This is a genomic window from Bartonella sp. B10834G3, assembly GCF_016102505.1.
Lineage (GTDB): Bacteria > Pseudomonadota > Alphaproteobacteria > Rhizobiales > Rhizobiaceae > Bartonella > Bartonella choladocola.
Genome location: NZ_JACFOM010000001.1, coordinates 1,138,770 through 1,151,568, shown reverse-complemented (window position 1 = coordinate 1,151,568; position 12,799 = coordinate 1,138,770). Strand labels below are relative to the sequence as shown.

Here is a 12,799-nt window from a genome sequence, read left to right as displayed (position 1 = left end):
GTGTTCAAGACCATAAAAATAGTCTTTAAGCAAGGGGCGCGGCCTCAATTTTAAGGACACGCCTGAACTTTAAAGTGTTGGCATAAGCTGTTCTGCTTTTTGGCGGGCTGTTGCCAATTGCTCATCTGACATGCCTTCCAACATAGTTTCAAGATCCGGAGCTTCCATTTTAGCCTGTTTGGCTACCATATACCAAGCTGCCGCTTTTACAATATCCCCCTCGGTTCCGATGCCATCGCGATAAAGCCTTGCCAGATTGATCTGGGCCGGCGCAATCATCTTGCTTGCATCCATTAAGAGCAAATTGAATGCACCTTCGTAATCTTGCGGACCACCGCGTCCTTCAACCATCCATTTGGCCAATGTAATTTGCGCAGGAACGTGATCTTTTGCCGAAGCTGCTTCCAGCAATTTGCGTGCATTATTATCATCACGCGGGCGTTTCGGTGTTCCTCTTGCCAGAATCTGGCTTGCTGCGAAAGCCGAGTCGGGATCACCGAGAGAAGCCCCTTTCAGAAAATAACCGAGGCTCGTTTCGAGCGCATCATCGCTTTCAGATTTGTTCAACAATAATTGGCCGTAATAGAAATAGGCTTCCGGTACACCTGCATCAACCGCGCGTTTGATATAGTCCTCGCCCATTGACGGGTCTTTGGGCACATAAGTACCGTTAAAAAGCAAAAGCCCGTAACGCAACTCTGCCTGCGGGTCGCCTTGTTTGGCAGCTCTTCCGAACCATAAGGCTGCCCGTGCCCCGTCAATTGCAACGGCATAGCCTTCCATATACATCCGCCCCAGAAGTGTTTGAGCGGTAGCATCACCTTCTTCGCCTCTTTTCAAGGCTTCCAGAAATGCCGTCTTATAATTTCCCGCAATATAATTATCATAGGCTTTGTCATATTGACCGGCTTTCAGATAATCTTCTCCTGTCTGTTTGGGTAAAACGGGTTTGGCTCCTTTATCGGAACGTGCTTCCTGAGCTTCAGCGAATTGGAAACCGGCCAAAGACGCCAATAAAACGAGGCCCAACAGTTTGCTTGCGAATAACTTCATTCGACAAGCTCCCCGTCGAAACCGCCACTTTCTTCAATCAGGCGGGTAATCTCGCTTACACTATGCTGCGGATTGTCATGGCCGAAAACCATTTCTTCCACTGCAATAAATTCGGCTTTTGTCGCAAGAACTTCGGGAAAAGTGGAGATGTCGGAACCGGCCTGAACAATAGCCGGAATTTCCATAACTTCCGCCCACCAGGACGAAAGCGCGATGTTACGCGGATGGGGAGCCGGTTTTTTATCGGCACCGAGTTTGCCGAACATCAGATAATCAGGCTCACATTCACCGCTTGTCATGGCCGTGTGCTTGTCGCGCAAATTGCCAAAGCCGACAATCATCGAATTGTGCCGGCGATCAAGGAGGGCACGGAGTTCTTCAACCTTGCCTTCAAGATGGACGCCGTCAGCATGAATGCGTCCGGCAATCCGGCTGTCATTGGCGACAAGAAAAGCGACAGATTTTGCCTCTATTCCATCAACCAGAAGTTCCGCCTGTTGCTGCAAAAATGTAGCGTCATTTTGCGAATCATAAACAATGAGACTGGCAAAATCGCCATGATCGAGAATATCCATGAGAATATCCGCTTTTATATTGCGGCGCGTGTCAAGTGTCATCACAAGTCTTGGATATAGGCGATTTGTATCTTTACTCATGGCAATATCGTTTAGGTCTATAAAAAGGACGAATTAGGGCGAATCTAACATTTTCGTCCTAACCATTTCTTACAATGATTTCACTCTGGAAAGAAATGTGATTGTGCTTTTCTTAATTTGGACTCCAATTTGGTTTCAAATCGGATAATGACGCAGAAACAATTTTTCTTTGATGAGTGAAATGGCCAGCAGAAATTTCAATTCTTTGACGCAAGTGACAACGTCCAAAAGGGATACCCGCATTGATGTTTTTCGGGCGTTAGCGTTGTTGACGATTTTCATAAACCATGTACCCGGTACAATCTATGAATGGTTCACCCATAAACATTTCGGCTTCTCTGATTCTGCCGAAGCCTTTGTTCTGATTTCCGGAATTTCGGTCGGCCTTGCTTATGGCAGCAAATTTTTTGGCCAAAATCGCCTTATCATCTCGTTAAAGCTTCTGCGTCGGTCGGCAACGCTCTATTCCGCCCATATTCTGACAACTCTGGTCAGTCTTTCCATTTTTGTCAGTGCTGCTACATTTTTTCACCGGCCGGAATTTCTGAATGTCAATAATATCCCGACCTTGCTGAAAGATCCCGCACAATCATTGCTGGGGCTTGTAACGCTTGGTCACCAGCTCGGTTATAACAATATCCTGTCGCTTTATCTTGTTTTGATTCTTGCGACACCCTTTATGCTCTATCTTGCCAATAAATCACTCAACTTATTGGTTATTTTGTCGGTTGCAATCTACATCATTGCCGGATTTTACGGCATTGCACCGCATAATTACCCGACAAAAGGCGTATGGTTTCTGAACCCGCTTTCATGGCAATTATTATTTGTTATCGGCCTTTCGGTGACACTTTATGTCAAAAGGGGTGGACGTCTCCCCTGCCACCCTTTTTTGTTGGCAAGTGCGCTAGCCTACCTTGTCATTTCCTGTTTATGGGTACGCCTTGGCTGGTGGTGGATTAATCCGACAATGGGGCTTCCCGCGACGCTTACCGGTTTCAATAAAACTTTTCTTTCTCTGCCGCGGCTTTTCCATATTCTGGCTCTTGCCTATCTTATTGTTGCAATTCGTCCATTAAACCGGATCGCAAAAGTGGATGCCAACCATCCTCTTGCCATTCTGGGAAAACATAGCCTTGCGGTTTTTGTGACGGGCACAGTTCTTGCCATGGCAGGGCAGGTTTTGAAGGTCGTCAATCCGGGCGGTCTTTATTATGATACACTCTTGTTGACGACCGGCATTGTGATCCAATTTGCAGTTGCCTACTATTTTGAATGGGTAAAAATTGCCACAAAAGAACTTGAAGCCGGTATTAAAACCTATAACCGCCCGATTGCTCCGGCAATGATAGAGACAAAGAAGGTCGCAACAGGCGATATTGCCGACCAAGGCTGGCAGAAAGCCTGAAACAGGATCAAGCCTTATAAAAACTGTTTGGCAGAATTGACATTCGTGCTGTCAAAGAACCGGATAGCGCTTTCACAGGGTGAAGTTCGGGAAATATCGGCAAAACCGCCCATTGATTGCTTTGTCAAATGATAAAATCCAAAGCTATCGGTCTGCTTTTGAAGCGTTAACCTTGCATTAAGGAATTCGTTGCGAAAACAGTCGAAAAAGTGCAATTTCCCTTTGGTTCAAAAAACGATGGGGACAATTGGGGGAGACCATCTTTATTTGACTTTTATAAACATTATAAATTCGGAAAACGGGTTGGAGTGTGAAGATTGCATCCGCAGGATTTTCATAATGACAACATGATTGTCATGTTCGAGCACGGAGCGTTCGACAGTGCGTTTTCGCGTCTTTATGACGAGGGAATGTCTTTGATTGAAAAAACTGCTTCCTATATTGACGGTGACGGAAAAGTCGCCTCGCGGAACCTTTCCGGAGAAGCCTCTTCACTTTATGCTGCCGAAGCAATGCGTATGAGCACGCGGCTGATGCAGGTGGCTTCGTGGCTGTTGTTGTTTCGTGCAGCACGCGAAAAAGAAATGTCGAAAGATCAAATAGCTCAGGAAAAAGCCAAAGTCAGCCTTAACACGCCCTCTCTTATTGGCGAAAACGAACATTGGCAGGAATTGCCGGACGAATTCAAACAACTTGTCGAGCTATCGTTGCGTATAGAAGAACGCGTACGCCATATGGATCATGATGTCGAAAGCGCTTTAACCAATGAAAATGGCGATGGCAATCCCGTTAACAAGCAAATCGAAATGCTGAAAGCCGTTTTTCAGCATAATTAACCCGCTGTTCATTCTGTTTCCTTTTTGTTCACAATCAACTATAACAATCGGGTCGAAACTTTTATATTGCGAAGTATGGGTGAAGCGATTCGTATTATAGGTATTGATCCCGGTTTGAGACGTACAGGCTATGGTGTCATTGAAACACTGGGAAATAATCTGAAATTTATAACTTCCGGTACCATCAGATCGGATGACCAGTTGAGTTTGGCTTCGAGATTATCGACGCTTTATGATGGTTTAACGGAAATTATTCATCATTATATGCCACTAGAAGCTGCCGTCGAGCAGACTTTTGTGAATAAGGATGCAACAGCCACACTTAAACTTGGACAAGCGCGCGGCATTGCCTTGTTGGCACCGGCTCAAGCCGGCTTGCCGGTTGCCGAATATGCGCCGAATTCGATCAAGAAGGCGGTTATCGGCGTTGGACATGGTGAAAAACAACAAATTCATATGATGGTAAAAGTCCTGATGCCGCGCGCCAATTTCGATTCAAGTGACGCAGCCGATGCTTTGGCAATTGCCATATGTCATGCCCATAACCGTAACAGTCTTGAAAAACGCTTGAAGGCTTTGGCATGATTGGAAAATTGAAGGGTATTATTGACGAAATCGATGCCGATCACCTGATCGTTGATGTTCATGGCGTCGGTTATATCGTGTTTGCAAGCCCACGCCTTCTTGGAAGCCTGACAGGCATTGGCGAAGCTGTAACCCTTTTTATCGAAACGCAGGTACGCGAAGACGCCATCAAACTTTTCGGCTTTGCAACAAAAGCGGAAAAACAATGGTTTGCGCTGTTGCAAACAGTTCAGGGAGTGGGCGCGAAGGTAGCCCTTGCTCTTGTCGGAACATTGTCAACTTCAGAAATTGCCAATGCAATTGCTTTGAAAGATATTGCCATGATCTGCCGTGCTCCGGGTGTCGGCAAAAAAGTGGCAGAACGTATAGTCACAGAACTGAAAAACAAAATTCCCGAATTTACCGGCAGTAACAGGAATATAACCTTGAAGCAGGAAATTGGAGAGGGAAATTCTTCACAAGCAATTCTGGATGCGGTTTCTGCATTGGAAAATCTTGGCTATTCGCGCGATCAGGCTGCCAATGCCGTTCAAAGTGCATTGCGTCAGGCAGGTGATGATGCTGATTCCGCCAAGCTGATAAAGCTTGGTTTAAAGGAACTTTCAAGGTAAGCTCGCAGAATGGATAACAACAAACGCCTGATTTCAGCCGATAAACGCGATGAAGATGGAGACATTTCTTTACGTCCCCAATGTCTTGATGATTTTGTCGGTCAGGAAGTTGCGCGGGCAAATCTGAAAGTCTTTATTGAAGCTGCCAAAAGCCGTAATGAAGCTTTGGATCATGTTTTGTTCGTCGGCCCTCCCGGCCTTGGAAAGACAACGCTTGCGCAAATTATGGCAAAAGAACTTGGTGTCAATTTCCATTCGACATCCGGTCCGGTGATCGCCAAGGCAGGCGACCTTGCCGCGCTTTTGACAAATCTGGAGGAACGCGACGTTCTTTTCATAGATGAGATTCACCGTTTAAGCCCCGCCGTTGAAGAAATCCTCTATCCTGCCATGGAAGATTTCCAGCTTGACCTTATTATTGGCGAAGGGCCTGCCGCACGTTCCGTCAAAATTGATCTTTCAAAATTTACCCTTGTTGCAGCGACGACGAGACTTGGCTTGCTGACAACCCCCTTGCGTGATCGTTTCGGTATTCCGATCAGGCTCAATTTTTATACTGTTGACGAGCTTGAACACATTGTCAAACGCAATGCCCATATTTTGCAAATGCCGATTGCCGAGGATGGCGCAAGAGAAATTGCACGCCGTGCGCGTGGCACACCGCGTATTGCCGGCCGTCTTTTGCGTCGGGTCAGGGATTTTGCCTCTGTCGCCGGAGCACAAACAATAGACAGAGACATTGCCAACGAGGCTTTGTTGCGTCTGGAAGTCGACCAGCTCGGTCTTGACCAGCTCGACCGGCGCTATCTTGGAATGATTGCTGAAAATTTTGGCGGTGGACCGGTCGGCATCGAAACAATTGCAGCCGGCTTATCCGAGCCTCGCGACGCAATTGAAGATATTATCGAACCCTATCTTATCCAGCAAGGATTCATACAAAGAACTCCAAGGGGAAGAATAATGACTGCAAAAGCGTGGACGCATATGGGGTTAAATCCTCCGAAGTCCATGGATCAAATGCAAACGAACCTGTTTGGCGAATCCGATGATTGAGAATGTTCCTTTTTGCGGCGAATTTATCGGTCATGTGCACCATCTTTTCGCTCGTGTCTATTTTGCCGACACGGATTTTACCGGCGTCGTCTACCATGCCCGTTATCTTGAATTTCTGGAGCGTGGACGTTCCGAATTTATAAGATTAAGTTTGCGTAACCATAAAGAACTGGCAAATGGTGAGCAAAGTGAAAAATCGGGCTGGGTTGTGCATAAAATGGCTATTAGTTACCATAAATCCGCCCATTTTGACGATATACTAAATATCCGGACGAGCATAATAAAAATGGGAGGGGCACGCCTCGTAATGGCTCAAAAAATTTTCCGAGAAGATGTATTGCTTGTTTCTGCCGAAGTTCAATTGGCGTTAGTCAATTCACAAGGATTTCCGCAACGCATACCGGATGAATTTATAGAAAGCTGGAATGTGATGATTGCAGGAAAATAATTTTTTTAAATTCTTATCACTGCATTAGAATTGTTCTAAATTTTATTTTTAAGGATATAAATATATTTTAATGTTCTTCATGTTTGTTCCTTTTATTCTATTATTGAGTATATCAAGCAATTTTATTGTTAGGATATTGCTTGAGGATAAAGGCGTACTTTTTGTACGTTCTGATCGTCTTTCAAATTCAGGGAGTTGGGTATGACTTTCAGGTTTATATTTAAAGTTGTCATTTGCGTGACAGCTTTAAGCTTTATAAAACTTGCACAAGCTCAGGAAGTTCGATTTGCAACCGATAATAATCACGTTCCATTCAGCTATATGCAAGATGGAAAAATTAACGGTTTCGATGTAGATCTTTGGGATGCAATTGCCCGTGATATGGGTGTCAAATATAAAGTAACACCGATGGATTTTTCGACAATCATGTCGGACGTCCACATCGGCCAGATTGATGTTGCTATGGCGGGATTAGCCATTACCAGAACGCGGACGAACGTTGTCGATTTTTCCAAGCCTTATTATGCAGGTGGCCTGATCTTGTTGGTTCGCAATGATAGCAATATCAAATCAATTGATGATTTAAAGGAAAAAACGATTGCAATAAAGAACGGAACGAGTGCTTTTCCTTATGCAATCGAACATCTGCCGAATACCGAGCGTCGTCTGTATTCCGAAATAGACGGGGCGTTCAAGGATCTTCTGGAAGGCAATGTCGATGCTGTGTTATATGATACGCCTGCTTTGTTGAATTATGCAGCAACGACCGGCAAAGGCAAAGTCAAGACTGTCGGAGACGATCTTGAACAACAGAATTATGGTGCGGCTTTCCCCCAAGGTAGCCAGTTGGTGACGCGCTATAACACTGCTCTCGATCACCTGAAAGAAAATGGTACATATGCAACGATTTATAAAAAATGGTTCGGCATTGATCCGCACTGATAGCGAGACCCGAAAATAAAATTTTTTAAAGCGCTTATAGAATTGCGTTTTTGCTCGTCCGGCACTCGTTTGATATTTAGCGTTTAATGGTAAAAATCTCTTCGGTACGTATTTGTTACAGTTAATTGCGCCGCAGCGGAGCGGGCGCCATTTTCAGTTGCACTTTAACGTCGATAGTCTGTTTTTCCATGTTATTAAACGTCAATGTGAAACCACTGACAAATGTCTTTATTTCTTGAACTGTAAATCTACTGCCGGCGACTTTCCAAAATAAGTCGAATGACTCTTCGGGAAAATTCTGCCACCTTTATTTTTCCATTTTTGCCGTTTGAAAATTGGAATGGCGACCAAATATCAAGCAGGATTCATAACAGCTCCCAATCTCGTTACAGCCCCGCTGCTACTTTCCTCCTTAGCCTGCTATAGCTTTCCCGTTCTGCTACTGCACTCCCATGCAGCTACTGCTCTCAATCTCGCTACAGCCCCCATCCTCTACCCTCCGCCTAACGAGTTATAGCCGCCCGTTCTGCTACTGCCCTCCCATGCAGCTACTGTCCTCGCTCTCGCTACAGCCCCCATCCTCTACCCTCCGCCTAACGAGTTATAGCTTTCCCGTTCTGCTACTGCCCTCCCATCCGGCTACTGTCCTCACTCTCGCTACAGCCCCCATCCTCTACCCGCCGCCCAACGAGTTATAGCTTTCCCGTTCTGCTAACGTCTTCTCAACTTCCTCATGCGGTCTTTTCGGCGGCCTCCTATTGTTTTTCTTTTCTGCAAAATTGTTTCTGCACACCGGCTTTACTTGCTGTTTCGCCGCCTATATCCGCCCATAGAAAAATCAATTCAATAAAATAGTTATATAAACAATATTTCGTTATATTTCAAAATCTGCGTCATTTTATGATAATAACATGAATAATCATTTTTTATTTTATAGTTATATGTTATTTATAATTTTTATTATAATTATTTATAATAGTTATATAAATCGTTTACTGTTCACTGAATAATATTTCATATCTATTTCACACTATATATAACTATTTAAAATAAAAATTATACTTTTATTACTAATCATAAATTTTTTTAAATATGTTTTTCTAACGGTGCCGGCAAGATGTGCAACAACCGGACTGGCCGGTTTAAAAATCGGATTATGCCGGTTTTAACAATGGAAATACCGAAGTTTCTTATTGCCCGTCGACGTCGATAAAACTCTGCTAATAAAACGCAAAAAGCTGCTTAATCTGCTTATAAAATGCAAAAAGCCCCGTGAAGGGGCTTTTTACCAACGATATTTGACTGTTTAGAAGTCGCGTTGAATACGGATAGCGCCGCCGATAGCATCCTGATCGTGCAAATCCGAATGGACATCATTCCATTTACGATAGTTGACTTCCGGCATAACGGTAAGACCGGGAAGCATTTCATAAGCAACATTGGCGGCTGTGTAAGTATTGCCTACACCTTCATAAGACAACTGGAAGTTTCCTGTTGTTTTCGGCGTGAATTTATAAGAAGCGCCGAGCCAGCCAACCCATTTTCCGCCCCATGTACCGTAGAAACTGTCGACAGCGCGGATACCGCGACGACCGTCGCGGATAATGGAATCTTTATCGTCGATGTCCTCATAATAGGTGTCTTTCAAATCCTTATAGGCACCCATAACCCAGATATTGAATGCGTCGGTAATCTTCAGGTTGACTTTTGCCTTGCCAATCCAGGCTTCATTTACGGCATCGTAAGCACCGGCACCTGTAATTGATCCCCAACCTTGTTCAAACTTCAAACCGGCAACAACATCGGGGGTGTAATCTTCTATCGTTCCGTTAAAGTCGGTATCTTCGTCGCCGCCCTGCTCGATTGAAACCATTGCCGTCAGACCACTGCTGAAAGCATATTGGTATTGGATCATATTGGTACGATAGGCACCGCCCAAGATAACGTCATCATTGATGAAGTTGCCATAGTAATCGAAGAATGTATTCAATGCCGATTCATCGACACCGATATGCAAACCGCCGAGTTCGATATAACCGAAACGCAATTCCGACGAAGATGAATCCGTGCCGTCGTCAAAATCGGAACGTAACTCGATATGTGTTTTCAGGGTTCCGAGTTCGGTTTCGGAAGCTGTTGCAACGAGCAAATGGGCACGGACTTCATCGCGCCAGGTTTTCATATTACGTTCGTCACGCGAACGGGCATAAACATCGTCACCACCCTTCGCCTGCGCATAGACAAAACCACCCAGTTTCAAACATGTATCGGTGCCCGGAATATAGAAATACCCTTCGCCATAAGCGTCGCAGACACGGACATATTCGACCGGTTCAGCTTCCGGCAAGGCGACATCGGCTGCCTTTGCCGCTGTTGTTTGAATTGCGATAACCGCTGAAGTTACCATGAATGCCTGAAATAATTTATTCATCATTGCCCCGAAAAGTTACTTATCGAACCTGTCGATAATGTATTGACTGTCTGTCATGGACCTCTCACTTAGCAAGCCCGTCATGTCCATGCAAATCCCGACGAGCAAATAGAAATTCTGATGCATCTATACAAACTTGAAGAATCTATTCAAGTTTTTAATAGCGTTTTTATTTCTAAGGCGTTTTTAAAAGATAATCTGTAACAAATATGATACACTTTTATAATAAAAGCCCGAAACAAGTGCTTCGGGCTTTTTGAAACTCTTATAATTCTATTTTTGAAAATCAGGCAGTTTGTTCGTCTTTTTTGGTCCATTTGCCAAGTGCTGCAAGATAGTTCATCTTTGCACGGTGGGCAAAAGCCTTTTGTCCGGCTGCAACATTCTGCTTTTTACCGCCCCAGGCCGCGATAGCAGCAGCTTGCAAAGCGCGCCCGTAAGAGAATGTTACCTTCCACGGGAGATTGCCGATTGCATTGATTGCCGAAAGATGGGCTGTTGCTTCTTCGTCCGATTGACCGCCGGAAAGGAATGCAATTCCGGGAACAGCCGAAGGAACTGTTGTTTTCAAAACACGAACTGTTTTTTCTGCAACTTCTTCGACCGAAGCTTTACGGGCTTTTTTGCCATCAATCACCATATTGGGTTTCAAAATCATGCCTTCCATCTTGACGCGGGCGGCAAATAGCTCGTCAAAAACTGTTCTCAAGACATGTTCTGTTACTTCATAGCAACGGTCGATCGAATGGTCTCCGGGCTTGCCATCCATCAGGATTTCCGGCTCTACAATCGGCACAATCTGTGCTTCCTGACAAAGTGCGGCATAGCGTGCCAAGGCCTGTGCATTTTGCCTTACAGCACCCCATGTCGGGAATTTATTGCTATCAATAGCAATAACGCCGCGCCATTTGGCAAAACGGGCACCCAGTTCATAATATTCCTTCAAACGTCCACGCAAACCGTCAAGTCCTTCAGTGATCGTTTCATCAGGAAAACCGGCAAGCGGTTTTGCCCCTTCGTCAACCTTGATACCGGGAATTGAACCGGCCGCTTTGATTATATCGGTCAACATGCGGCCGTCGGAAGCTTTTTGGCGGATTGTTTCATCATACAGAATGACGCCGGAAATATATTTTTCCATAGCTTCTTTAGTCGTGAACAACATCTCACGATAGTCGCGGCGGTTTTCTTCGGTCGATTCAAGCTTGATCGCATCAAAACGTTTTTTAATCGTACTGGTGCTTTCATCAGCAGCAAGCAGACCTTTTCCTCCTGCTGTCATAGCAATTGCGATATCCTCAATACGTTCACTCATTGGGGCGGCTCCTCTGTTCTAATAGCCAGACATTAAAATAATAATATTCAAAGTGAAACGGACAAACCTCCGTTTCGTTTACCTGAATTTGCAGGCGGAAAATTCTTTAAAAAAGAAAACTCTCTCTCCCCGCATTTTAAACCTATTTTTCCAAAGCCAGAATACCCGGCAAAGGCTTGCCTTCCATCCATTCGAGAAAGGCTCCGCCGGCTGTCGAGATATAAGTGAAATCGGAAGCGACACCGGCATGGTGCAGCGCCGAAACAGTGTCCCCACCGCCAGCAATAGAAACGAGTTTTTTCTGTTTTGTACGGGCAGCGACACGTTTGGCAACAGCAACTGTACCCGCATCGAAAGGATGAAGTTCAAAAGCGCCAAGCGGCCCGTTCCAGACAATGGTTGCAGCATCGTCAATTGCTGCATTGATACGTTCGACAGAATTTTCACCAATATCAAGGATCATTCCATCGGCCGGAATGGAGTCAATTCCATAACGATGATTGGGCGAGTTTGCTTCAAAACTTTCGGCAACAATGGCATCAACCGGCAAAATGATCGAACAATTTTCGGTCTTCGCCTTGGTCATGATAGCGCGGGCTGTTTCGCCAAGGTCATGTTCGCAGAGCGATTTTCCAACGCTTAAACCTTCGGCTGCAAGAAACGTATTGGCCATACCGCCGCCAATAATAAGTGCGTCCACTTTTTCTATCAGATTGTTGAGAAGGTCGATTTTGGTAGAAACTTTGGCTCCGCCAACAATGGCTACAACCGGATGCGCCGGATGTCCAAGTCCTTTTTCCAGTGCTTCGAGTTCCATCTGCATGGAGCGTCCGGCATAGGCTGGCAACAAATGGGCAAGCCCTTCCGTTGAAGCATGGGCACGGTGAGCGGCGGAAAACGCATCATTGACATAAATATCGCCATTTTCAGCCAATGCTTTTACAAATGCCGGATCGTTCTTTTCTTCGCCTTCATGGAAGCGCGTATTCTCCAAAAGAACAACATCGCCGTCTTTCATGGCGTCGACTGCGGCTTTTGCTTTTTCACCAATACAATCTTCTGCAAAACCTACTGTTTTGCCAAGGACTTTCTCCACGGTCGGAACAATTTGCTTCAGCGAAAATTCGGCAACGACTTTGCCTTTCGGACGCCCGAAATGGGCAAGCAAAATAACTTTTGCACCTTTTCTACTCAATTCGTTGATGGTCGGTTTTACCCGCTCGATGCGGGTTGCATCTGTGACCTTTCCGTCTGTGACAGGAACATTGAGGTCAACACGCAAAAGAACGCGTTTGGATTTTACGTCAACATCATCAAGGGTGCGAAAAGCCATATTTTTCTCCAGATTTTCAAGACATGGCCGTTCTTTTTTCATAAACGGTCCGCTCATTTACTTTTTATAGCAAGGCCTTGACCTGACAATCGACAAAGTCCCGCTTTTCAAAAGAAAACGGGGGCTCG

12 protein-coding genes are annotated in these 12,799 nt (G+C 45.2%); 7 read left to right on the top strand and 5 right to left on the bottom strand.

The genetic code is table 11. The features are described from left to right. Positions 1–69: 69 nt before the first annotated feature. Together H3S94_RS05025 and H3S94_RS05020 are read right to left on the bottom strand one after the other, a co-directional pair. Positions 70–1,053 (bottom strand): tetratricopeptide repeat protein, encoded by a 984-nt coding sequence (locus tag H3S94_RS05025; protein WP_198240424.1) that lies wholly within the window; start codon positions 1,051–1,053, stop codon positions 70–72. Further along, positions 1,050–1,709, bottom strand: coding sequence for a thiamine phosphate synthase (locus H3S94_RS05020; RefSeq protein WP_198240423.1), 660 nt, complete (start codon positions 1,707–1,709; stop codon positions 1,050–1,052). The genes H3S94_RS05025 and H3S94_RS05020 overlap by 4 nt, the downstream gene beginning before the upstream one ends. A gap of 181 nt (positions 1,710–1,890) precedes the next feature. Between H3S94_RS05020 and H3S94_RS05015 the strand changes: the two genes are divergently transcribed. The 7 genes from H3S94_RS05015 (at position 1,891) to H3S94_RS04985 (ending at position 7,592) form a co-directional block, all read left to right on the top strand. Further along, positions 1,891–3,117: an OpgC domain-containing protein gene (locus H3S94_RS05015; protein WP_198240422.1), complete on the top strand. Its 1,227-nt coding sequence runs from the start codon at positions 1,891–1,893 to the stop codon at positions 3,115–3,117. 347 nt (positions 3,118–3,464) lie between these two features. Further along, positions 3,465–3,953, top strand: coding sequence for a DUF1465 family protein (locus H3S94_RS05010; protein ID WP_198230852.1), 489 nt, complete (start codon positions 3,465–3,467; stop codon positions 3,951–3,953). A gap of 75 nt (positions 3,954–4,028) precedes the next feature. After that, on the top strand, positions 4,029–4,538 hold the full coding sequence (ruvC, locus tag H3S94_RS05005) for a crossover junction endodeoxyribonuclease RuvC (RefSeq protein ID WP_198230309.1): 510 nt from the start codon (positions 4,029–4,031) through the stop codon (positions 4,536–4,538). Beyond that, positions 4,535–5,149: a Holliday junction branch migration protein RuvA gene (ruvA, locus tag H3S94_RS05000; protein WP_198240421.1), complete on the top strand. Its 615-nt coding sequence runs from the start codon at positions 4,535–4,537 to the stop codon at positions 5,147–5,149. Before ruvC ends, ruvA begins: the two co-directional genes overlap by 4 nt. Positions 5,150–5,158: 9 nt before the next feature. Then, positions 5,159–6,202 carry a Holliday junction branch migration DNA helicase RuvB gene (gene ruvB / locus H3S94_RS04995; RefSeq protein ID WP_077994007.1) on the top strand — a complete coding sequence of 348 codons (1,044 nt, stop codon included), beginning with the start codon at positions 5,159–5,161 and terminating at the stop codon, positions 6,200–6,202. Next, the gene (locus tag H3S94_RS04990) at positions 6,195–6,650 is read left to right on the top strand and encodes a YbgC/FadM family acyl-CoA thioesterase (protein ID WP_077994008.1); all 456 of its coding nucleotides are present in this window, start codon (positions 6,195–6,197) and stop codon (positions 6,648–6,650) included. Before ruvB ends, H3S94_RS04990 begins: the two co-directional genes overlap by 8 nt. A 201-nt stretch (positions 6,651–6,851) precedes the next feature. Next, the gene (locus H3S94_RS04985; RefSeq protein WP_077994010.1) at positions 6,852–7,592 is read left to right on the top strand and encodes a transporter substrate-binding domain-containing protein; all 741 of its coding nucleotides are present in this window, start codon (positions 6,852–6,854) and stop codon (positions 7,590–7,592) included. A gap of 1,306 nt (positions 7,593–8,898) precedes the next feature. On the opposite strand, the gene H3S94_RS04980 is transcribed toward H3S94_RS04985, so the two are convergent. From H3S94_RS04980 to pgk, 3 genes are all read right to left on the bottom strand, one after another. Continuing rightward, positions 8,899–10,023: a porin gene (locus tag H3S94_RS04980; protein WP_198230853.1), complete on the bottom strand. Its 1,125-nt coding sequence runs from the start codon at positions 10,021–10,023 to the stop codon at positions 8,899–8,901. 286 nt (positions 10,024–10,309) lie between these two features. Continuing rightward, positions 10,310–11,338: a class I fructose-bisphosphate aldolase gene (locus tag H3S94_RS04975; RefSeq protein WP_077994014.1), complete on the bottom strand. Its 1,029-nt coding sequence runs from the start codon at positions 11,336–11,338 to the stop codon at positions 10,310–10,312. Between the two features lie 142 nt (positions 11,339–11,480). Next, complete coding sequence (gene pgk, locus H3S94_RS04970) at positions 11,481–12,671, bottom strand: phosphoglycerate kinase (RefSeq protein WP_077994015.1); 1,191 nt, start codon at positions 12,669–12,671, stop codon at positions 11,481–11,483. Positions 12,672–12,799: the final 128 nt, after the last annotated feature.